The sequence below is a fragment of the Bacillota bacterium genome, assembly GCA_013177945.1.
In the GTDB taxonomy this organism is placed as follows: Bacteria; Bacillota; DSM-12270; order Thermacetogeniales; family Thermacetogeniaceae; genus Ch130.
This window is the reverse complement of sequence record JABLXW010000001.1, coordinates 168,637-189,046: the sequence shown is the minus strand read 5'-3', so window position 1 is coordinate 189,046 and position 20,410 is coordinate 168,637. Positions and strand designations below refer to the sequence as shown.

Sequence of the window (20,410 nt, the reverse complement as noted above, 5' to 3'; positions counted from 1 at the left end):
GTTTATCCCCTCCCTGCCTCTGAAGCCTCTTCACCATGTTCTTTTAGGTTAAGCAGGGAAGCCAGGTCCAGGAGAAGAATAAGGCGCCCCTCGCTCTTTCCGACTCCCAGCAAGTGAGCTGTGCTCGCGGCTACTCCCGGCAGTGCAGGGGGTTCAATGGCGCTACTGCTCAGGTAAAGGACCCCTAAAACTTCATCGACAATCAGACCGACCGGGATCTCCTGAACCTGAGCAACGATGATGCGGGTCCGGGCGGTGTTCGTTCTCGTTCCAAGCCCCAAACGGGAGTGCAAATTTATAACCGGGATGACGTTTCCCCTTAAATTGATGACCCCTTCGATATAGGAAGGAGCCCGGGGCACTCTGGTGATGGGAAGAAGGCGGTTGATTTCCTGGACTTGATTGATTTCCAAACCGTATTCTTCTTTTCCTACAAGAAAAACTACCAGTTGAATTTCGTCTCCAAAAGTTCTTTGGTTTTCCACCATTTTTTACCCCTTCCCTCTCAAAACAGACTGTTCACATCAAGGATTAAAGAGACTTCGCCGTTTCCCAAAATCGTAGCTCCTGCAATACCGGGAATGTCTGTAAGGAGCCTCCCCAGCGATTTAATAACGATGTCTTGCTGTCCCACGAGGAAATCTACAACAAGCCCTACCCGGCGCTCCCCTTTTCGGACCACAACAACGTATAACTCTTCATTTTCGGAAGCTGCTGTTTCCACCCCGAGCAGCCGCTGCAGCCGAACCAGCGGCAAAACCGCTCCCCGGAGCACCATTACCTCCTGGTTTTGCATGGTTTTGATCTGATCGGGCAGAATAAAAGTGGTTTCATCAATTGAACTGAGCGGAATTGCGTACTGCTCTTTCCCCACGCTTACCAGGAGAGCCTGGATAATGGCCAGGGTAAGTGGAAGACTTATTTTAACCTTTGTTCCCACCATTTTTTTCGTTTCAATTTCGATGCTCCCATTTAAGGATTCAATTTTGGACTTGACAACATCAAGCCCTACACCCCGGCCTGAGAGATCGGTCACAATGTCCGCGGTGCTGAAGCCAGGCTGGAAAATTACGTTTAGAACCGCGTTGTCATCCAAATATTCTCCTTCCTTTTCCGTTAAAAAGCCTTTGCTGATTGCATGGCTCCGGACTTTATCGAGGTCTATCCCCCGTCCGTCATCTTCAACTTCGATGATTACGTTATTTCCTTCATGGTAAGCAACAAGACGAAGGCGGGCTGTTTTTGCTTTACCTGCCTGGATCCTTTCTTCGGGATGCTCAATTCCGTGATCAATCGCATTTCTGATTAAGTGCACAAGGGGGTCGCCGATTTCGTCGATTACGGTCCGGTCCAGTTCTGTTTCTTTACCCTCGATGATAAACTGAATGTCTTTTCCCATCTCCCGGGCAAGATCTCTTACCATGCGGGGAAACCTGTTAAAGACCTGTTCGATGGGAACCATCCTTACTTTCATGACGAGGGCCTGAAGATCAGCTGTAAGCCGGCCCATCTGTTCAATTGCTTCGAGGAGATCGGTGAGCCGGTGCGTTAGCCCGATTTGTTCGAGCCGTGTTTTATTGATCACCAGCTCCCCCACCAGGTTCATTAAGTTATCAAGGCGTTCGATATCGACTCTGACCGTTTTCAAGGCGCGGCCTCCAGGTGAGGAAAGAACCGCAGTCTGGTTTTTAAGGGCTTCGGTTTTAGTTTGCAGGGGTGCCGCTTTCTGGCCGCTGAGGCTGCTGGTGCTGATTTTCTGGATGGATAAAACCCTTACCTCTGCAATTTTATCCAGAGCCTGGGAAATTGTTTCCACGGGTGCCTGGGAGACAAAGACTACCTCAAAACTGTCCCCAAAGCGTTCCTCCTCCAAATCCTGAACGGGAGGGTGGCACTTGATAATCTGTCCGTATTCTTCCAGATTCCGGAAAACCATAAAGGCGCGCACCGATTTCATCACGGTATTTGGGGCCAGACCGACTTTAATATAATAGGGTTGGTACTCGCTGTTTTCGGCGGCTTTGAGAACCGAAACTTCGTATTCATTGAACTCCAGGGGTTCAGAAGAGGGCTGCTCTGGTTCGGAAGAGGGTAAATCCAGGTGGTCGCTGCAGACCTTGCCAAGATCCCGGAGTTCGCTGAGAAGGGGGTGATAGGGGTAAGGTTGTTCCCCGCCGTCTCGCAAATTCTTAATCATCACTTCGAGGGCATCCAGACATCTGAGAAGCACGTCGATAACTTCCGGAGTTACCCGGAGTTTCTTCTCTTTTAAAAGGGCGAGGGCATTTTCCATTTCGTGGGTTAACTCGGTAATTTGTTCAAAACCCATGGTGGCGGCCATGCCCTTCAGGGTATGGGCGGAGCGAAAGATTTCATTCAGAACCTCGTAATCACCAGGATTCCTCTCCAGCTTGAGGAGATTTTCGTTTAAAGATTCCAGATGCTCTTTTGCTTCAGCCAGAAACAAATCCATGTATTGCGACAGGTCCAAAGAAGATTCACCTTCCTTTACATTCTTTATTTAACAGATGGATGATTTCCGATGCGACTGACGGGAGGGGAAGTATGTAATCAGCCAGCTTTGCCTCGATTACGGCCCTCGGCATTCCGAAGACGACCGCAGTTGTTTCATCCTCGGCGATGACTTTTGCATTTTTTTCTTTAATTGCCCTGATTCCCTCCCGGCCGTCATGTCCCATTCCTGTCAGGATCACACCGATTAACTCCCACCCGTTGGCTCTTGCCGCCGACTGCATCATCACATCAACCGAAGGACGGTGGCCGTTTACGGGCGGGTCCTTGCTGAGCCGCAGCAGAGGATCTTTTTGCTGAGGAGAAACTCGCTCCACAAGAAGGTGATAATCACCGGGGGCGATGTAAGCAGTACCCGAAATGACCTTTTCCTGGTCTTCGGCCTCCTTGACCCGTATTTCGGAAATCTGGTCAAGGCGCTCTGCCAAAGAACGCGTGAAGCCAGGGGGCATGTGCTGCACAATAATCACTGCAGCAGGGATATCTTTCGGCAACCTGGGCAGGATCTCGTTCAGGGCTTTCGGCCCTCCTGTCGAAGTTCCGATGAGAACCAGTTTTTTAGGAGCCGTTGGTGCAGGAACTGTCGGTGCAGTCGAATAAAAAGCTTTTTGAGGAATTCTCCCCGGTTCACGAATAAAGGTCTGGTAAACCTTTACCGTTGCCGCGATTTTAACCTTGTTTATGAGTTCTTCTTTTACCTTAGCAAGATCAAGGGAAATAGTGCCGGAAGGCTTGGGAATAAAGTCAACAGCGCCCCTCTGAAGTGCTTTGATCGTAATCTCTGTTCCACTTTGAGTCAGGCTGCTGAGCATAATTACCGGAAGGGGCTTCTCCTGCATGATTTTCTCCAGGGTAACGAGTCCGTCCATTACCGGCATCTCTACGTCTAGGGTCACAACATCAGGCTTGAGCTCGTGTATTTTTTTTAAAGCATCCTCCCCGTTGCGAGCCGTGCCGACTACTTTGAGGACAGGATCTGTTTCGAGCAGATCAGTGATAACTTTTCTCATAAAGGCAGAGTCGTCAACCACGAGAACTTTAACCTGTGAGAAAATTTGGGGCACCTCCTAAACCAGACCCTTTCTTCTCAGTTCACGCTGGCGTTCGAAGACAAAGGCGATAATCCTGTCGCGGTCCGACTCATCAATTACCACAAAATCGATTCCGACCAGATAGAACAACCCGCCTTGATCTTTTGTCTCTTGAGTTCGCACAACTCTTCCTACCAGGTTAATCGTCCCTTTGCGCGGCAGGGTTAGCTCTATCTCCAAATATTCATCTTTTGAAAGCTTGACCGGGGATTTGATCATCACTCCTCCCCCGCTGAGATCGACTGTTTCTGCGCGAAAAATTTCGGACCGCGCGGCGTGCTCCAGGTCCTCGAGAATGCTAAAAGTTAAGGGTAGAGCAACCGGAATGCGCAAATAATTTCTTCTTTGAATCCGCGTTACTTCGCGTGGTCTTTCCGCAATAATTACAGGAACCTGTTGCACCTGTGTTTTGATTACTCTCGTGGTGAAGCTGTAGCTTCCCGTTTGCCCCCAGTAATTGACGGTAATGGTGTCTCCCTTCCGGAGGGGAATCAATGTTCCCTTTTTTAAAGGTGCAGCGAAAACTATTTTATCCGGAAAGATCTCTTCAACCCGGCTGGGATAGCTTCCGGCGTAAGAACTATCCCGAAGTTGGATTTCTACTCTTTGATTGATTTTAAGCTCTTCTTTTACCAATTTTACCAAGGTTTCAGATCCCTTCCTTAACCAAGTCTTTCGTTTTCTTTACCTCGAAAAAAAGCAAGCAGCTGCTCGAAAAAATTCTGGATCCCGCGCGGTGGTTTCCCGGAGCGCTCACCAAGGGATGAAGCAATTTTGATGGTGCTCAATGAGGCCGGGGACCGGGGGAAAGCCAGAAGATAAGCCTGGTGCTTTCGAACTGCATCCTGAACCGCAGTATCAGATGGGATGAACCCTGCGACCTCAATTTTGATATTTAAAAACTGGTGAACAACGCTGATCAGTTTTTGGGCGGCATCAAGGCCTTCCTGCTCGCTGGTTACCATGTTGATGACAAGCTTAATTTTCCCCTTTCCCTGATGGCGGCTAAAAACTTTAATTAAACCGTAGGCATCGGTAAGTGCGGTGGGTTCAGGTGTTGTTACCAGGAGGACCTCGTCTGCCGCCAGGATAAAGGCCAGCACCTGCCTGGAGATCCCTGCGCCTGTATCAATGAAAAGGTAATCCAGATTTTGGCCTAAAGCCGCGATTTCCTGGAGGAGTTTTGTGAGGGCTAGAGGTTCGAGATTGGCAAGTTCTTCAATCCCCGATCCGCCCGGAATAATCCAGAGTCCCGCGGGGCCCGCCTGGAGAATCTCCTCGATCCTTCTTTCCCCTGCGAAAACATGAGCCAGATTGTAGCGCGGAATTAAACCCAAAATTACGTCAATATTGGCCAAGCCCATGTCTGCATCCAGGATCATGACCCGATACCCCGCCTTCGCAAGGGCAAGGGACAATCCCAGCGCCAGATTGGTTTTGCCGACCCCTCCTTTACCGCTCGTTACTGCAACCACCCGGCACCCTTTTGTAGAGTTATAAATTTGACTCCGAATTTGGTCCTGGAGCGACCTGGCAATCATTCTTAATCTTTCAGCCTGGTCCTTCATTTTTCTTTCACCTGCAAAATCAATTTTGCAAGTTTAACGGGATCCGGAACTTCAATGTCGTCAGGAACATTCTGTCCGGTTGTGACATAGGCAAGATTTTTTCGCAGCCTGTTGACGACATTCAGGATCACACCGTAACTTCTGGTTTCGTCAAGTTTGGTGAAGATCAGGTGTTTGATTGGTAGCTGGCTAAACCGTGTCACGGCGTCCCATAAATCTGTTTGCTTTGTGGTGGCTCCCAGCACGAGAAAAATTTCGACATCAGTGCAGGGTTCTAAAAAGGCTTTAAGCTCCGTCATTTGCACCTCGTTAAGCGGACTTCTTCCGGCAGTATCGATGAGGATCAGATCTTTATTTGCGTGTTTTGCAAGGGCATTCTGGAGTTCTTTTGGGGTGTAGGCAACTTCAAGGGGAACGGAGATGATATCCGCATAGGTTTTCAATTGATCTACGGCGGCAACGCGATAGGTGTCAACTGTTGCAAGGGCCACCTGTCTTTTTTCGAGGATGGCAAAAATCGCGGCAAGTTTTGCAATTGTTGTGGTTTTGCCGACTCCGGTGGGCCCCACAACAGCAATTCTTTTTTGTCCTCCGGACTTTTTAAAAAGGATTGGCTGGGGACGCAGCAACCGCCGCACAATCAGATCCTCCAGGGTCTGATAAATCTCCGTGCGGTCCTGCCATTTTGCCGGTTGCAGGAGTTCAATGGCCTCATGGATGATTTTACGGGCGAGCTTTTCTTCAACCTCGCTGGATCTTAAGACCCGGTAAGCCTGGTCAAAATACTTTGGGTAGGTGCCGCCCTGAAAAGTGCTCAACTCCAACTCTTCGAGCATCTGTCCAAGCAGGGTTTTCACTTCTGCAATTTCTTTTTTGACATCCAGGTTGGCCGCCTCTTTCGCAGGATAGGAAGCAATGGAAGAAGGAAGACCAGGGGGTTGAATTTTTTTCGAGAGATGGTTCAGGTCTTTCTCTTCAATTGCTGCGGTAACTTCGACACGATCGCGTCCGAAAAAACCAAAGATACCCCCTTCCCGAAATTTACGGGTGTGTAAGATAACGGCGTCTTTGCCCAGCGTAGCCTTTACTTTGAGCATTGCCTCCTGCATGTCGTTTGCGATGAAACGCCTAACTTTCAACAGTGCTCACCATCCCAACAGACTCAACTTGAATGTTCGGTTGGAGTTCGTTGAAAGAGAGGACGACGAGGCCCGAGAGAACCCTTTCCGTTAAGCGCTTGAAATAAGGCCTGATGCCAGGTGGACACAAGACAACAGGTTGATGTCCTGCCTCGATCATCTTCTGGGCGAGGCTGCGTAGCCGGCTTAATATTTGCTGCGCTTTCTGAGGATCTACGGCAAGGTAGGAACCATGCTCGGTTTTCTGGATGCCGTCTTTAATGATCTGCTCTACTTCGGGATCAAGGGTCAGAACGTAAAGTTTCTGGTCTTCCAGGTACTGCCCGACGATTTGCCTCCCCAGGGCCTGGCGGACGTACTCGGTAAGCAGCTCTGGATCGCGCGTTACGCGGGCGTAGTCTGCCAGAGTTTCGAGAATTGTGACCAGGTCCCGAATGGATACTTTTTCTCTTAGCAGGTTTCCGAGCACCTTCTGGATTTCTCCAAGGCTGAGCAAATCAGGATAAAGTTCGTTGACAACGGCGGCGTAGCTTTTTTTCACATGATCGAGGAGGTTTTGGACATCCTGCCTGCTCAGCAGTTCGTGGGCATGAGTTTTGATAATTTCCGTGAGATGGGTGGCAATCACCGAGGTCGGGTCCACCACCGTAAAACCGGCCAGTTCGGCCTCCTCGCGCTGGTGAGCCTGGATCCATACGGCAGGCAGTCCAAAAGTAGGTTCCTGCGTTCTAACCCCCTTTAATTTGCTCTGAACCTCGGGTCCGAGAGCAAGGAGGTGGTCCAGCATCAGATCGCCGCGCCCCACCTCCACCCCCTTTACTTTGATTACATAGGTGTTCGGGTTTAGCTGCATGTTGTCGCGGAGGCGGACGGGAGGCACGATAAAACCCAGCTCCAGCGCACACTGCCGCCTGATCATCACAATCCGGTCCAGGAGGTCTCCCCCCTGTTTCGAGTCTACAAGAGGGATCAGGTTGTAGCCCAGTTCGATTTCAAGGGGATCGACCTGGACAAGGGAGATAACGTGCTCCGGCTTTTTTGCCTCTTCGAATTCTTGAGCCCGCGCCTTTTCCTCCTCCTGCCGCCTGGCTTCCTTGAAGGAGCGTTCAAGGGTATAAGCCAGGCCGCCGAGAATCCCGGACATGAGGAGGATGGGAAGGGGAGGAAGACCCAGAAGAGCAAGGAGCACCAGGATCCCTCCGGCGATTCCCAGCGCTTTTGGATAACTGAGCAATTGCCTGGAGAGATCCAGGCCAAAGCTGGCTTCCGCCGCTGCGCGTGTTACGATAATCCCGGCCGATGTTGAGACAAGAAGGGCAGGAATCTGAGTGACGAGGCCGTCTCCTACGGTAAGAACTGTATACGTTTGAAGGGCCTGTTGAAAAGTCATTCCCTTTTGCACGACACCCACAAGAAAGCCACCCAGGATGTTAATAACGATGATTACCAGGGCGGCAATGGCGTCACCCCGGACGAACTTGCTGGCACCGTCCATTGCCCCGTAAAAATCTGCCTCCTGCTGGATTTTGCGGCGCCTTGCCCGGGCCTCGTTTTCCGTAATGAGACCCGTGTTCAGGTCCGCGTCGATGCTCATCTGTTTTCCCGGCATTGCGTCCAGGGTAAACCTTGCCGCAACCTCCGAAACCCGTTCTGCGCCCCGGGTAATAACGATGAACTGAATGACGACGAGAATTAAAAAGATGATGAATCCAACTGCGGGGTTTCCTCCGATCACAAAACCTCCGAATTTTTGAATCACCTCGCCGGCGTACGCTTGAAGGAGGATGAGCCGGGTTGTGGAGATGTTCAGGCAGAGGCGAAACAGCGTCATGATCAGGAGGAGCGCCGGGAAAACGGAGAATTCCAGGGGCTCCCGGGTAAAAAGGGATACGAGCAAAATCAGCAGAGAAAGGGCGATGTTGAAGATCAGAAGAACACTGAGCAGTCCTGATGGTACAGGGATAATCATCATGACTACAGCCAGGATGACCGCTACGGCAACTGCGACATCAACGTATTTAAAATAGCGGCTTCCGGTTGATAACACGGCCAATCTAGATCACACCTTTTTTCCGAAAATGATTCGGGCGCAACCGGTAGACGAAAGCCAGCACCTGGGCCACTGCTTCGTAGAGTTCTGGCGGGATTAAATCGCCCACCTCAACGGTTTTATACAAAGTCTGCGCCAGCGGAGGATCCTCAAATATGGTGATTCCGTGCTCCCGGGCGATTGCTTTGATTCTTAATGCCAGCTCGTCAACCCCCTTTGCCAGAACAAGCGGGGCTGCCATTTGTTCCGGGATGTACTGCAGCGCGACGGCATAATGGGTGGGGTTGGTAATCACAACATCTGCCTTCGGAACCTGTTGCATCATCCTCCGGTACGAGATTTGCCTCTGGCGCTGCCGGATGCGGGCGCGAACCCGGGGGTCTCCCTCGTACTGGCGAAACTCTTCTTTCAGTTCTTGCTTTGTCATCCGCAGGGATTTCTCATGCTCCCAGTACTGAAACGCGTAATCGAAGATTGCAAGAACGAGTAAAAGAAGTCCGATGCGCAGGATGATGGCGGTGCTCAATTCTCCCAGGCTGCTTACTGCCTCCGGAACGCTCATGTCCAGGAGACGGGGAAAAAGGCTGAAATTCGCCTTGATTGTACTGTAGGCCAGGTAGCCTACAACCACCACCTTTGCTCCGGATTTCACCAGTTCGAGCAGGGCGCGCCGGGAGAAAATCCGCCTGAGTCCTTCGAAGGGGTTGATCCGGTCCAGCCTTGGCGCGAGGGGCGATGGTGTGAAAAGGAACCCTACCTGGAGAAGATTTGAGGCAAGACCCGCCCCCAGGGCAATTCCCATGACCGGGAGAGAGATCTGAAAAAAAGCTACTGCGCTGAAAAACAGGATCAGGTAAACGGTCTTTGTTCCCCACTCACGTGCAATTAAATCGGTTAGCACTGTTTTTGCGAAATTTGCCACCTGAGCACCCAGCCAGGGGCCGAAGATTTTCAGAAAGAGAAAGGTGCACAGGAGGATTACCGCTGAATTTATTTCGATGCTCCGGATTACCTGGCCCCTTCTCCGGGCTTCTTCCCGGCGCCGGGGAGTTGCTTTTTCTGTGCGTTCTTCCGCAAAGAGCTGTAAATCTAGAGGCTCCCCAGGGTTTCTCAAAAAGCCTTCACCTTCCTAAAATCACCAGGAGTTTATTGAGGTCCTCAAAAAGACCGGTAAAGATCGAACTGAAGATCCAGAGAAAAAGCGGCAGAATAAGCATTAATAAGCCCAGTCCGACCCCGATTTTCAGGGGCAAGCCGACGATAAAGACGTTCATTTGGGGGACGGTGCGGGCAATGATTCCCAAGGCAAGATCTGTGATGAACAGGGCCCCCAGTACCGGAAGGGAAATTTTAAAGGCGGTGAGGAACATTTCACCGGCAAGAGTAAAGATGAACGAATAAAAGGCTCCCGAAAAATGCAGGTTGCCAAGAGGTAGAAAACGGTAACTCCGGGCGAGGGCCGCTAAGAGCATGTGGTGCCCGTTGATCGTGAGAAAGAAAAGCACCGCCAGAATATATTTGAAGTTGCCCAGCACCGGAATTTGAATTCCGTACTGGGGATCGATGACATTCACAATGCCGAAGCCCATCTGCATATCGATCATCTGCCCCGCAAGCTGGAGCGCACTAAAAGTTAGTTGCGTCAGGAAACCTAAAATTGCCCCGATCAGTGCCTCCCCGAGAAATTGAAGGAGATAGCCTCCTGGTGTTTGAGAAATCTGGAAGTTCTCACGAGAGTGGATCGTAAAAATGAGGAAAGTGATCAGGGCTGCCAGCCACACCCTGACCTGACCAGGGATGTTCCGGCTGTTAAATGGGATCGCCGTGAGCATAAAACCTGTAATTCTGGCCCAGATCAGGAAGTAAAGATCAATTTCTTGAAAGAGAGACACCAGAAATTCCATAATCTTCTTTAACCACCGCCAGCCAGACGGTTAATGTTTAAGTAGAGGCTCTGGGTGAAAGAGACCAGAATCTGAAGCATCCACGGCGCGAAAATTACAGCTGCCACCAGTACGGCGATGATCTTCGGAACAAAGCTTAAGGTTTGCTCCTGGATCTGGGTTGTTGCCTGGAAAATACTCACAAGCAAGCCAACCAGCAAACTGACTCCCAGGAGAGGGGCGGATACAAGGAGAACCGCGTACAATGCGTCGCGACCTAAAGTGATAATGAATTCTTCCGTCATCTTCCCGGACTCCTTTAAGAGAAACTCATCACAAGAGAACGGACCAGCAGGTGCCAGCCGTCCACCATAATGAATAAGAGGATCTTAAACGGCAGCGAGATCATCATGGGAGGCAGCATCAACATCCCCATCGACATTAAAGTACTTGCGACGATCATGTCGATCACCAGAAAAGGAATATAGAGAACAAACCCGATCTGGAAGGCGGTCTTTAATTCACTGATTGTAAACGCCGGGATCAAAACGTAATTGGGAATATCCTGGTAGTTGCGAGGCCGGGGAATTTGGGCAAGGGAGACAAAAAGGGCGAGGTCCTTTTCCCTGGTCTGCTTGAACAGGAACTCCCTGATGGGCTCCATCCCCTTTTTAAGAGCCTCTTGCTGGGTGATTTCACCCTTCATATAGGGTTGGACCGCCTCCCGGTTGACCGCCTGCCAGGTTGGCGCCATGATGAAAAACGTCAGGAATAAGGCAAGCCCCACGAGCACCTGGTTGGGCGGCATTTGCTGTGTGGCAAGGGCGCTTCTCATAAACGAAAGAACAACAATGACACGCGTGAAGGAGGTCAACATCATCAGTATTGCCGGTGCCAGAGAAAGAAGCGTGATGATTAAAAGAATCTGGAGGCTTTGCGCCACCTCTGCGGGTCTTTCGGCACTGCCGATCTCGAAGCTGATCCGGGGAAAAGGTATGGTCTGGGCTTCTGCTGCTCGGGCCCCAAGCAGGATAAACATCAGGAGTACGGTTGTTGCAAGAATCAGGATTTTCCGCCTGGCCTCCACTCCGTTATTCCCCTTCCCGGTGCTCGAAAATATCTCTGCTTAAATGTTCTTTCTTCGTTGACAAGATATTTTGAAAGGTTCTTCTTTCCCAAAAGGGGTACCAGGTCCTGCTTCCCGGAAGAGGAGGGTTCCGTGCAGCCTCCTCCTCTTCGAGAAGTGCCGTTAAAAATGAAGCATCATCAATTTCAAGCAGTTTCGTAATGCTGTGGTCTGTAAGGGCAAGGACGTATATTTTTCCGGCAATTTCTGCCAGCAGAAGGCCCCGGTTGGGACCGACCGTTACCTGATCCAGGATTCTGATCCAGCGAGCAGGACGCGTGAAGAAAGGGCGCCGCTGCAAGAACTTTACTACGACCAGAGCAAGTCCGATAACAACGATGAGGCTGATTACCAGCCGCAAAAGCAGGGCACCTATGTTCGGGGGATTGAGAGGGGCCGGGTCCTGGTAGTCTAAGTTGGGAAGTGCTGCGGCCTGAGCAGGCAGTATGGCCATCATCTCCAAGATCCTGAGAGCTTTTGTGAGAACAGGACACTTCATCTTTCGGGAACCCCCGCGTTATCCCAGCACCTTCGCTACTGCCTCTAAAACCCTTTCGGGTTGAAAAGGCTTGACAATAAAGTCTCGCGCTCCCGCCTGGATTGAATCTATTACCATTGCCTGCTGCCCCATTGCGCTGCACATGATGATTTTTGCCTGGGCATCAATTTTTCTGATTTCCCTTACGGCGGTAATTCCATCCATCTCCGGCATCGTGATGTCCATGGTTACGAGATCGGGACGCAGCTCTTTGTACTTGTCTATCGCAACAGCGCCGTTTTCGGCTTCTCCTACCACGACGTAACCGTTTTTCGTAAGAATATCCTTAAGCATCATCCGCATAAAGGCCGCATCGTCTACAATTAAAATCCGCTTCCCCAAAAGTTTTCCCTCCTGATTCAAGATGGTATTTTAATTCTTAAAAATGTTTTACTGGAGGCTGCTCATCCGCTCTGCGGAACTCAAAATTTCGGTTATTCTTACCCCGTAATTTTCATCGATTACTACAACTTCTCCCTTCGCAATCGGCTTTCCGTTCACGAGGATGTCAACTGGTTCCCCTGCCAGCTTGTCGAGCTCTACAATCGCGCCAGGCCCCAGGTCGAGGATCTCTTTGATGGTTTTTTGGGTTCTTCCCAGCTCTACCGTGAACTGCAGCGGAACATCCAGAATTAAAGAAAGATTGCCCGTTTCCTTTGGCGGTGAAGAAGCTGTAAATGGGGCAAATTCTGCCGGCTGAACGACGACACTTCCAGCCGCCACCTCCTGGCGTGCTGCAGCAATATGACCGCCGGCTTTGGCTGCAGGCTGGACCGGCATTTCTGGTTCGGGCCGGGAAACGGCCTTTGCCTCCTCTTTTGGCGCTGGTTCTTTTGCTTCAGAAGGAGCCTCTCCTTTTAATTCTCCAAGCAGACCAAGGCTCATTTCCTTGGCAAAGGGGAGGGGGATGATCTGCATCATTTCGCTCTTCAGCAGATCTTCGATCGAGATTTGAAAAACAACCTGAACCAGCTGTTCGCTTCCGCACTCGATTGCAGGGTCCAGCTGCTCCTCGGCAAGGTTGATTAAACGCAAAGTTGGCGGAGAGATGCTGACCTTTTGGTGAAAGATTGTCGACATCGATGTGGCAGCAGAACCCATCATCTGGTTCATGGCTTCACTGACTGCACTTAGGTGAAGTTCGTTTAATTCTTCCGGGGGGTTGCTGCCGTCCCCTCCCATCATCAGGTCAACAATAATTGCGGCGTCCTGTTTTTTGATGATTAAAAGGTTTTCTCCGACAAGTCCTGCGGTATAACGCACGTTTACAACAACATAAGGTAAAGGGTATTCGGTTTGAAGCTTGTTTCGGGTTGTAATTGTCACCCGGGGTGTCGTGATCTCCACCCTTTTCCCAACGAGACTTGAAAGAGTTGTGGCTGCTGTACCCATTGAGATGTTGGCAACTTCACCCAGCGTATCTTTTTCGAGGTCCGAAAGGGCTTCCGTTTTTCCCTGCAGCAAAAAATCGATTTCTTCTTGAGTCAGGATCTTTTCGCTCAGAAAAGTTCTCCCCCTTTCTCATGAAAACCTGTAATCTGTACGGCCAGCCTGTTGTTCTGGATTCCGGGTTTCGCGTAAAATTTCAGGCGGTTGCCGACCAGTACGTCTAAATGGGCATCAACCCTGCGGTCGAGGGGAACAACGTCACCTGCTTGAAGGTCAAGGAGTTCCTGCACTGTAATCGAAGTGGAACCCAAAATCACCCGCAAAGAAATCCGGGCGGCTTCAATTTTTTGTTGAAGGGAGAGGCGGTATTCCTGTTTGTGTTCTTTGGGGGCCCTTGCAAACCAGTAATGAACACTTAATTTTTCAATGATCGGCTCGAGCACGATGTAGGGAATACAGAAGTTAATGAATCCCTCCAGTTCCCCCACCTTTGTTTCCAGGGAGATCAGAATTACCATTTCCATTGGGGAAACGATCTGCGCAAACTGGGGATTGGATTCGATAAACTCCACCCGGGGGGCTAATGCTGAAATATTTTCCCAGGCTTCTCTCGAAAGATCCAGCATGCGCTGGCTAATCCGTTCGACAATGGTCCGTTCGATTTCCGTGAGAGAACGCGTTTTTGGGGGAGTTCGGCCGGGGCCCCCGAAGAGCCGGTCGATCATCCCAAAGACGATGGGGGGCTGGATTTCCATAATCCCGTTTCCCTCAAGGGGAGCCATGTTGAAAATGATGATGATCGAAGGATCAGGCAAGGAGCGGATGAACTCCTCGTATGTTAACTGTTCAACGGAGGCGACCGATATCTGGACCGGGCTCCGGAGCTGGGCCGAGAGAAAAGTTGCCAGGGCCCGCGCATAATTTTCGTAGATGACCTGAAATGTATTGATTTGCTCTTTGGAAAACTTGTTGGGCCTGCGGAAATCGTAGACCCTTACCTTTTTCGTCTGTTCTTCTTCTTTAAGTTCATCTGCTGTTACCTCTCCTGCTGTAAGAGCGGCCAGCAGGGCGTCAATTTCCGCCTGGGATAAAATTTCCGTCAAAGTGTCACCCCCGAAAAAGTCTACTGCATTACCAGATCCGAGAAGTAAAGGTTCATGATTTTGCCTCCGCTTAAGTACCGGTTAAGGTCTGCCAGCAGTTCATCTTTAAAATGGGGGCGATTCTCGGCGCTCAGGTCCTCACTGGTTTTGCTGTTGAGAAACAAGAGAATGCGGTCTTGCAAAACTGGGAGCTTCTGTTTGACCTCTTCTGCCAGAGATTGCTGACTTAATTCAAATACTACTTTAACTTTAACGAACTTCTTTTCTCCTCCCTGGGCAAGGTTGGTGGTGAATTCTCCGGCCTCAAAAAGCGGGCCGATCGCAGAAAGTTCGTTTTTTGCTTGATCTGAAGAGCCGGTTCCCCCAGGGTTTCCGGTGTTGTGCTTCATGGCCAGATAGAATACGAGAAATGCCACTAAAGCACAGACTATAATTGCTCCAAACCCCAGCATAAGAAGCCTTTGATCCAGATAAATTCCCCGTTGGGCCCTGCTCTGGTTTCCCTGTTCCCCTGTTGCCTCTTGAGCCATAGAGCGACCTCCCTTGCGAAACTTTCTCCCGGATCATCCGTGTTATCCGGCACTTTGCCGTTCCCCCGGTTTCTGATTCAGGGGAGCCGGCTCCTTTTTTCCCAGTTCTTGTTTCAGGATTAAAATATCTACCCGCCGGTTTTGTCTCCTGTTCTCTTCGCTGGTATTGGGAACAACCGGGCGGTACTCGCCATAACCTACAGCGGAGAGGCGTTCTCCCGGAACGCCCAGGGAAATAAGATATTGAATTACCGTTGTTGCCCTTGCTGTGGAAAGCTCCCAGTTTGAAGGATATGAGGGCGTTTTGATGGGAAGATCGCAGGTGTGGCCTTCGATCCGTACCTGGTTCGGAATCTGCTTGAGAAAGGCTGCAACAACTGTCAGCGCCCTCTTTGCTTCTGGTTTTAAAATTGCTTTTCCGGGATCGAAGAGAACCGTTTCCTGAAACCTTAAAATCAAACCCCTTTCATCCAAAACCAGCTTTACTTTCCCCTGAAAGCTCTGGTTTTGCAGGAACTGTTCTGCCCCTTCTTTTACTTCGCGCAGCTGGGCGTCGGCCAGAAGCTGTTCTTCCAGGCTCTGCCCTTTCGGGAGCACCCCGGTCTGGCCCTCGAAGAAGCCGAGGGACCCCCGGATCGAGAGCAGGGCTGCCTGGAAACGCTCTACATCGATGACAGAAAAGGCGTAAAGAGCCACAAAGAAGGCAAGAAGTAGGGTCACCATATCTCCGTAGGTGAGCATCCAGTATGGGGACCCGACCCTGGGGGGATCTCCTCTCCTCCGGTTTGCCCTCATTTAAAGACCCCCTGTTGAACGTATTTCCCGGGCGTAGTGAATGTTCTCTCGCAAACGCGGGGCCAGGAAAACCTTCATCTTTTCTTCAACAATCCGGGGGTTTTCCCCGGCCTGGATGGAAAGAATTCCTTCGATCATCACTTCCCGTAAAAGCACCTCTTCACTGGTTCGCACCCTCAATTTGCCGGCAATCGGGTTAAAGATCAGATTTGCCAGCAGCGCCCCGTAGAAGGTTGTAATCAGCGCAGTGGCCATTCCCGGACCGATTTGTTCGGGTTTATCGAGCACTCCCAGCATCTGAATTAAACCTATGAGGGTTCCGATCATTCCGAAGGCCGGAGCAAGAAGGCCCATTGTTTCAAAAATGGCCTGGCCCGCTTTATGGCGCTCTTCCAGGAAAGTAAGATCTGTCTCCAGAATGCTCCGCACGAGTTCCGGATCCGTCCCGTCCACGACAAGCTGAATTCCTTTCTGGAGAAACCTGTCATCCACCGTTTCCGCCTCGGCCTCAAGCGCCAGCAGCCCCTCCCGTCTTGCCTTTTCGGCGAAGCCAACCAGGATTCGGATTATTTCGGTAGGGTCCTTAACCTTGGTAAAAAAGGCGTTCTTCAGAACCCTCGCGACCCCAATCACCTTTGGTAGGGGGTAGTTGATTAAAGTGCTTGCCAGGGTTCCCCCGATTACGATCATGATCGAGGGAAGATCCCAGAAGGTCCCAATTGATCCACCCATTTTTATTGCCCAGAAAAGAAGGAACAAACCTGATAAGAGGCCAAGCGCGGTTGCGAAATCCATTTCCTACACCTCGTCTTGATCTTTCTCCAGTTCTTGCTTTCCATCCACTTCCGGTTCTGCATTTTCTTCTAAATTTAAAGATGCGCGGACGAGGGTCCCCCGAAAAACCGTGATTCTCTTGATGATTTCAGGTATGTCTTCCTTCACCACGATTTTTCTTCCTGTGGTGAGGGTCAAAACGGTGTCAGGGGTCTTTTCGATGAACTCGATCAAATCCGAATTAACGTAAAACTCCTCCCCGTTCAAACGGGTTACTTTAATCACCCTGCTTCTCACTCCTGCCCCCGTCCCTACCCGGGGGAGCGGACTGCGCCGGCGCGGGCGCGTCCGCTCCCTTCGGGTGCTGGCCGGGAAAAGTAGGCGCACGAAAAAGGAACGCCAGTCCATTAAAGCCACCTTAACGCTTCAGATTAACCAGTTCCTGCAGCATCTCGTCAGATGCCGTGATCACCCGGGAGTTCGCCTGAAACCCCCGCTGCGTGACAATCAGGTCCGTGAACTCCGAGGAGAGATCCACGTTCGACATCTCCAGCGACCCGGGCTTGATTGTCCCATAACCACTTGTACCGGGTGGCGCCGGGTCTATTTTTCCTGAGTTGCTGGATTCGATGAAAAGGGAATTTCCTGCTTTCAGAAGCCCTGCCGGGTTGGTGAAGCGCCTCAAAGCCACCTGGGCAAGCGCCCTTGTGGTCCCATTGGAAAATACCCCCACAATTGTTCCAGACTGGTCTATGGTCAGGCTCTCAAGCACTCCCGAGGGGTACCCGTCCTGAGACTGCACCGTGGCCGTGGTCTCCGCAGCGTACTGCGTCATTTTCGAAAAATCAGGAGTGATGTTGACTTCTGCTAAATACCCGGTTCCGTCAGGATCAAACTTAAAGGGGTTAGTTTCTGAATAACTTTGCCATTTACCCTCATTATTGAACGAAACAGTACCTTCCCCTTGATATGTCCCAGGCGGTGCGATACTATTTCCTGCAGAGTTAAGCATATTAATTAATTTGCAAGTCCAATTTCCGCCTCCAGTGTTTGTAAATTCTATCACAGCTGTATAAGTGTTGCCCAGGGAATCGTAGACAGTTTGGCGAACTGTTACAGTGTCATTAATCGCAAGACGAGAATCAAGGTTGCCAGCAAAAACTATATTTTCTGTGGCTTTTGCTGGCTCCGTTTCATTTAAATTAATTTTCAAGATTACGGGATCTTGTTCTGAGTTAATTCTCCCTGTAGTATCGGCAAGCCAGCCCAGGACGTGCATCCCGTTCAGGTTGCTGACGAGGTTGCCGTTGCTGTCGAAGTCGAACGAGCCGACCCTGGTATAGAACTCTCTACCGGCTTCTTTTTCGGCGAGGATAAAGAAGCCTTCGCCGTCGATTCCCAGATCGGTCATTTTTCCTGTTTCCTGGAGGCTGGCGCTGGTCATGATGGTGTCAATGCTTCCCATGGTGACCCCAAGTCCGATCTGGATCGGGTTTGTACCTCCGCGCCCGTTGTCGACAGGGCGGCTTGCCCCCCTGATGGTCTGGTTGAGCATGTCCTGGAAGGTAACCCGGCTCTTTTTGAAACCGGGGGTGTTTACATTGGCGATGTTGTTGCCGATTACATCCATCCGCTGCTGGTGAGTTTTCAAGCCAGAAACAGCGGAAAACAGGGAACGCATCATTTTAAATCTAACCTCCTTTTTCGGGGTGGTTTACTTCGGTCTTTCGGTAAACCCGGGCCCCCTCTCATGAGGTCCGGCCCTTTTCCCCAAGAATAATTGGCGTTCAGATAATCACGGCGCTGTCGATGTTTGTGAAAACGTTTCCACGCAAACTTTTTTCATCAAGAGCGGTGATCACCGTGCGGTTCTTGATGCTGACCACAAAGGCGAAGTTGTCTACCAGGATCAGCGAGTCGCGTGCTCCCTTTGCGGCTGCCTTTTCCACTGCGGCATGGATGCGCTGCAGGTGGTCCGGGCTTAAAGAGATCTCCCTTTTCGCAATCCGCTCCTGGGCGTGGCGGGAAAACTTCAGTGTTTTCTGGGCGAGAATCTCCGCAAAGGAAGCGGATTGCTTGACTTCTCTTTGGGCCTCCTTTCCCTGCTCTGGCGCCGGCGGCAGGAGCGGTTGCGGAAAATAAACCCTTTCCGTCACCTATGACCCACCACCTTGAGGAAGTCCAACCCGGTAAACCCACGAAATGGGGATTTCTTTTTCCGGCAGCATCAGCCAGATTTCTCCTGCTTTGAGGTAATAGCCCCGCACCTGACCCCCGAATAGTTCTCCTGTTTCTGGATTTTTTGCTTCTACTTCTTTTCCCAGCATGTTTGCAGCAAAAAGGAGGACTTCCTTCTCCCAAGAGAGTTCCTGAAGGTAAGCCAGGTAACTCAAATTTTTGTTTAAGCCCTGCAGCTGCTCAAGTGAGGTTAACTGGGCCATCTGGGCGATGAATTCCGTGTTCTTCACCGGCTCCAGAGGGTCCTGGTGCCGGAGCTGGCTGATCAGCAGTTTCAAGAAATCTTCTTTCCCGAGCACCTGGTTTGTTTCCGATGCAGGTTGTTGGGACAGCGCAGAAATTGCATTTACAGCAGCCATATTTTCACCTCCTTGCCGTATGAGAAAATCCAGCACCTTTTCATTTAGACGAGGTAATCAACCAATCCCGGCGCTCCCCGGGAAGCACTCTCCGCCTTGCCGTTCTCACCCCTGGCTGAGACATCTTCAAGTGCGCCGGCGCAAGGAAGATTGTGCTGAGGTGTCTGGGCCTCCTGATGGGTTTGGGAAAATCCCTGGAAGTTTGTCTGGCTGTCCACGGCGACGCTTACCTGCTGCCAGGAAATGCCATGCTGTTCGAGAGACTGCCGCAGTTCGGGAAGGCGTGTTTCGATCAGGTTGGCTACAGCAGGGTTTTCCGCCAGGAAACGGGCCTGGAGAACCCCCTTTTCCAAACTGATCACCAGGTCCAGTTTCCCGAGAAATTCCGGCTTAAGGTGGATCTTGAGGGTGGTTGCTTCCTTCCCAACGGCCAGGTGGGCCCTTTCCACAACCTGTTCCACGATCTGTTTCATGATTCCTTCCGGTTTGCCAGGCTTGCTGTTGCCAGGCTCTGGCTGGAGGTGGAAGTTAAACTGTGCTTCCCGAAGGGCCGGCGCGGTCCGGAAAATATCCTGGAGTGAATTATCCCGGTTCAAGAGGGCTTTTGCCTCCGGCACGCTCGTTGTGCCGTCCTTTTTGGAAGCCTGTTGTCCCATCCCTTCTTCAAAGAAAGTTTCGCAGAAAACCGGTGATAGAGGTTTGGCTTTCCGGTTTCCGGCATCCTCCCCTGCAGCATGGAATGAGAGGCTCCCGGGTTCTGGCCGGAAGGCCTTAGCTTGAACCGCCTGTTCAACCGGTTCAGCTGCAACTTTCCGGGCAGAAAGAGGCAGCCCCTGTTCTTCTGAAGAAGCGGGCGGGCTTTTTTCCAGAAGATTTCCTGGTTTCATTTCTGAAAGTGCGCTAAAAGCTGCTTTGCTTGCTTCGGACAGTTTATGATTAACTGATTGGGAGATGCCGGTGCTTGAACTGCCGTGCCCTGCTTCTCCTGGGTCCGTTTCCGTTCCCGGAAACCAGGCGGATTCCGGGTTGAAACCAGATCGCGGTGCAGCTCTCAGCACCGGACCGCCGGTGGAGGAGGTGCCGTCCTGGAGCAGAAACGCCTGGTTTAATTTTACAGAAATCACAGGTTCCCCTTTGACGGACAACAGGGGATGCCCCTGGGGCAGAACTGCTTGGGAGAATTGCGGCAGCTGGAGGCAAGAAGCGAGGACGGCCCCCCACTCCGGACCGAAACCGGGAATTTCCCCCTCGACATTTTCCGGTTTCTCATCCTCCGGTGTTTGGAATGTAGCAGC

General features: G+C 51.1%; 23 protein-coding genes. All 23 read right to left on the bottom strand.

Annotated features, from left to right (window positions below; all coding sequences use genetic code 11):
* Positions 1-2: 2 nt before the first annotated feature.
* Positions 3-488, bottom strand: a complete 486-nt coding sequence (locus HPY58_00965; GenBank protein ID NPV28229.1) for a chemotaxis protein CheW — start codon at positions 486-488, stop codon at positions 3-5.
* A 17-nt stretch (positions 489-505) separates the two neighbouring features.
* Positions 506-2,473, bottom strand: a complete 1,968-nt coding sequence (locus HPY58_00960; GenBank protein ID NPV28228.1) for a chemotaxis protein CheA — start codon at positions 2,471-2,473, stop codon at positions 506-508.
* A 25-nt stretch (positions 2,474-2,498) separates the two neighbouring features.
* On the bottom strand, positions 2,499-3,587 hold the full coding sequence (locus HPY58_00955; GenBank protein ID NPV28227.1) for a chemotaxis response regulator protein-glutamate methylesterase: 1,089 nt from the start codon (positions 3,585-3,587) through the stop codon (positions 2,499-2,501).
* A gap of 12 nt (positions 3,588-3,599) precedes the next feature.
* Positions 3,600-4,268, bottom strand: coding sequence for a hypothetical protein (locus tag HPY58_00950; protein ID NPV28226.1), 669 nt, complete (start codon positions 4,266-4,268; stop codon positions 3,600-3,602).
* 17 nt (positions 4,269-4,285) lie between these two features.
* Positions 4,286-5,191 carry a MinD/ParA family protein gene (locus tag HPY58_00945; GenBank protein NPV28225.1) on the bottom strand — a complete coding sequence of 302 codons (906 nt, stop codon included), beginning with the start codon at positions 5,189-5,191 and terminating at the stop codon, positions 4,286-4,288.
* A complete protein-coding gene (flhF, locus tag HPY58_00940; protein ID NPV28224.1) occupies positions 5,188-6,330 on the bottom strand; it encodes a flagellar biosynthesis protein FlhF in 1,143 nt (380 codons plus the stop codon). The genes HPY58_00945 and flhF overlap by 4 nt, the downstream gene beginning before the upstream one ends.
* The gene (gene flhA / locus HPY58_00935; protein NPV28223.1) at positions 6,320-8,383 is read right to left on the bottom strand and encodes a flagellar biosynthesis protein FlhA; all 2,064 of its coding nucleotides are present in this window, start codon (positions 8,381-8,383) and stop codon (positions 6,320-6,322) included. Before flhA ends, flhF begins: the two co-directional genes overlap by 11 nt.
* A 1-nt stretch (position 8,384) precedes the next feature.
* Positions 8,385-9,494, bottom strand: coding sequence for a flagellar biosynthesis protein FlhB (gene flhB, locus HPY58_00930; protein NPV28222.1), 1,110 nt, complete (start codon positions 9,492-9,494; stop codon positions 8,385-8,387).
* A gap of 7 nt (positions 9,495-9,501) precedes the next feature.
* On the bottom strand, positions 9,502-10,284 hold the full coding sequence (gene fliR / locus HPY58_00925) for a flagellar type III secretion system protein FliR (GenBank protein NPV28221.1): 783 nt from the start codon (positions 10,282-10,284) through the stop codon (positions 9,502-9,504).
* 8 nt (positions 10,285-10,292) lie between these two features.
* Positions 10,293-10,568 carry a flagellar biosynthesis protein FliQ gene (gene fliQ / locus HPY58_00920; protein ID NPV28220.1) on the bottom strand — a complete coding sequence of 92 codons (276 nt, stop codon included), beginning with the start codon at positions 10,566-10,568 and terminating at the stop codon, positions 10,293-10,295.
* A 14-nt stretch (positions 10,569-10,582) separates the two neighbouring features.
* Positions 10,583-11,302 carry a flagellar type III secretion system pore protein FliP gene (fliP, locus tag HPY58_00915; GenBank protein NPV28219.1) on the bottom strand — a complete coding sequence of 240 codons (720 nt, stop codon included), beginning with the start codon at positions 11,300-11,302 and terminating at the stop codon, positions 10,583-10,585.
* A gap of 52 nt (positions 11,303-11,354) precedes the next feature.
* Positions 11,355-11,888 carry a flagellar biosynthetic protein FliO gene (locus tag HPY58_00910; GenBank protein ID NPV28218.1) on the bottom strand — a complete coding sequence of 178 codons (534 nt, stop codon included), beginning with the start codon at positions 11,886-11,888 and terminating at the stop codon, positions 11,355-11,357.
* A gap of 18 nt (positions 11,889-11,906) precedes the next feature.
* A complete protein-coding gene (locus tag HPY58_00905; GenBank protein NPV28217.1) occupies positions 11,907-12,269 on the bottom strand; it encodes a response regulator in 363 nt (120 codons plus the stop codon).
* A gap of 48 nt (positions 12,270-12,317) precedes the next feature.
* Positions 12,318-13,430 carry a flagellar motor switch phosphatase FliY gene (fliY, locus tag HPY58_00900; protein NPV28216.1) on the bottom strand — a complete coding sequence of 371 codons (1,113 nt, stop codon included), beginning with the start codon at positions 13,428-13,430 and terminating at the stop codon, positions 12,318-12,320.
* Positions 13,427-14,419, bottom strand: a complete 993-nt coding sequence (gene fliM / locus HPY58_00895; protein NPV28215.1) for a flagellar motor switch protein FliM — start codon at positions 14,417-14,419, stop codon at positions 13,427-13,429. The genes fliY and fliM overlap by 4 nt, the downstream gene beginning before the upstream one ends.
* 20 nt (positions 14,420-14,439) lie before the next feature.
* The gene (locus HPY58_00890; GenBank protein ID NPV28214.1) at positions 14,440-14,949 is read right to left on the bottom strand and encodes a hypothetical protein; all 510 of its coding nucleotides are present in this window, start codon (positions 14,947-14,949) and stop codon (positions 14,440-14,442) included.
* Between the two features lie 42 nt (positions 14,950-14,991).
* Positions 14,992-15,744: an OmpA family protein gene (locus HPY58_00885; protein ID NPV28213.1), complete on the bottom strand. Its 753-nt coding sequence runs from the start codon at positions 15,742-15,744 to the stop codon at positions 14,992-14,994.
* Positions 15,745-16,539 (bottom strand): motility protein A, encoded by a 795-nt coding sequence (locus HPY58_00880; GenBank protein NPV28212.1) that lies wholly within the window; start codon positions 16,537-16,539, stop codon positions 15,745-15,747.
* 3 nt (positions 16,540-16,542) lie between these two features.
* Positions 16,543-16,803 carry a flagellar FlbD family protein gene (locus HPY58_00875; GenBank protein ID NPV28211.1) on the bottom strand — a complete coding sequence of 87 codons (261 nt, stop codon included), beginning with the start codon at positions 16,801-16,803 and terminating at the stop codon, positions 16,543-16,545.
* Positions 16,804-16,936: 133 nt separating this feature from the next.
* Positions 16,937-18,202 (bottom strand): flagellar hook protein FlgE, encoded by a 1,266-nt coding sequence (locus HPY58_00870; protein NPV28210.1) that lies wholly within the window; start codon positions 18,200-18,202, stop codon positions 16,937-16,939.
* Between the two features lie 103 nt (positions 18,203-18,305).
* A complete protein-coding gene (locus tag HPY58_00865) occupies positions 18,306-18,674 on the bottom strand; it encodes a flagellar protein (protein ID NPV28209.1) in 369 nt (122 codons plus the stop codon).
* Complete coding sequence (locus HPY58_00860) at positions 18,675-19,115, bottom strand: hypothetical protein (GenBank protein NPV28208.1); 441 nt, start codon at positions 19,113-19,115, stop codon at positions 18,675-18,677.
* 44 nt (positions 19,116-19,159) lie between these two features.
* Positions 19,160-20,002, bottom strand: a complete 843-nt coding sequence (locus HPY58_00855) for a hypothetical protein (GenBank protein NPV28207.1) — start codon at positions 20,000-20,002, stop codon at positions 19,160-19,162.
* Between the last annotated feature and the right edge of the window lie 408 nt (positions 20,003-20,410).

What these genes read in the sequence shown, in the direction of transcription:
- HPY58_00965 (NPV28229.1), bottom strand. Translation starts at nt 488, where the DNA reads ATGGTGGAAAACCAAAGAACTTTTGGAGACGAAATTCAACTGGTAGTT.
- HPY58_00960 (NPV28228.1), bottom strand. Translation starts at nt 2,473, where the DNA reads ATGGATTTGTTTCTGGCTGAAGCAAAAGAGCATCTGGAATCTTTAAAC.
- HPY58_00945 (NPV28225.1), bottom strand. Translation starts at nt 5,191, where the DNA reads ATGAAGGACCAGGCTGAAAGATTAAGAATGATTGCCAGGTCGCTCCAG.
- fliR (NPV28221.1), bottom strand. Translation starts at nt 10,284, where the DNA reads ATGGAATTTCTGGTGTCTCTCTTTCAAGAAATTGATCTTTACTTCCTG.
- fliQ (NPV28220.1), bottom strand. Translation starts at nt 10,568, where the DNA reads ATGACGGAAGAATTCATTATCACTTTAGGTCGCGACGCATTGTACGCG.
- fliP (NPV28219.1), bottom strand. Translation starts at nt 11,302, where the DNA reads ATGTTTATCCTGCTTGGGGCCCGAGCAGCAGAAGCCCAGACCATACCT.
- HPY58_00910 (NPV28218.1), bottom strand. Translation starts at nt 11,888, where the DNA reads ATGAAGTGTCCTGTTCTCACAAAAGCTCTCAGGATCTTGGAGATGATG.
- HPY58_00890 (NPV28214.1), bottom strand. Translation starts at nt 14,949, where the DNA reads ATGGCTCAAGAGGCAACAGGGGAACAGGGAAACCAGAGCAGGGCCCAA.
- HPY58_00885 (NPV28213.1), bottom strand. Translation starts at nt 15,744, where the DNA reads ATGAGGGCAAACCGGAGGAGAGGAGATCCCCCCAGGGTCGGGTCCCCA.
- HPY58_00880 (NPV28212.1), bottom strand. Translation starts at nt 16,539, where the DNA reads ATGGATTTCGCAACCGCGCTTGGCCTCTTATCAGGTTTGTTCCTTCTT.
- HPY58_00870 (NPV28210.1), bottom strand. Translation starts at nt 18,202, where the DNA reads ATGATGCGTTCCCTGTTTTCCGCTGTTTCTGGCTTGAAAACTCACCAG.
- HPY58_00860 (NPV28208.1), bottom strand. Translation starts at nt 19,115, where the DNA reads ATGGCTGCTGTAAATGCAATTTCTGCGCTGTCCCAACAACCTGCATCG.
- HPY58_00855 (NPV28207.1), bottom strand. Translation starts at nt 20,002, where the DNA reads ATGAAACCAGGAAATCTTCTGGAAAAAAGCCCGCCCGCTTCTTCAGAA.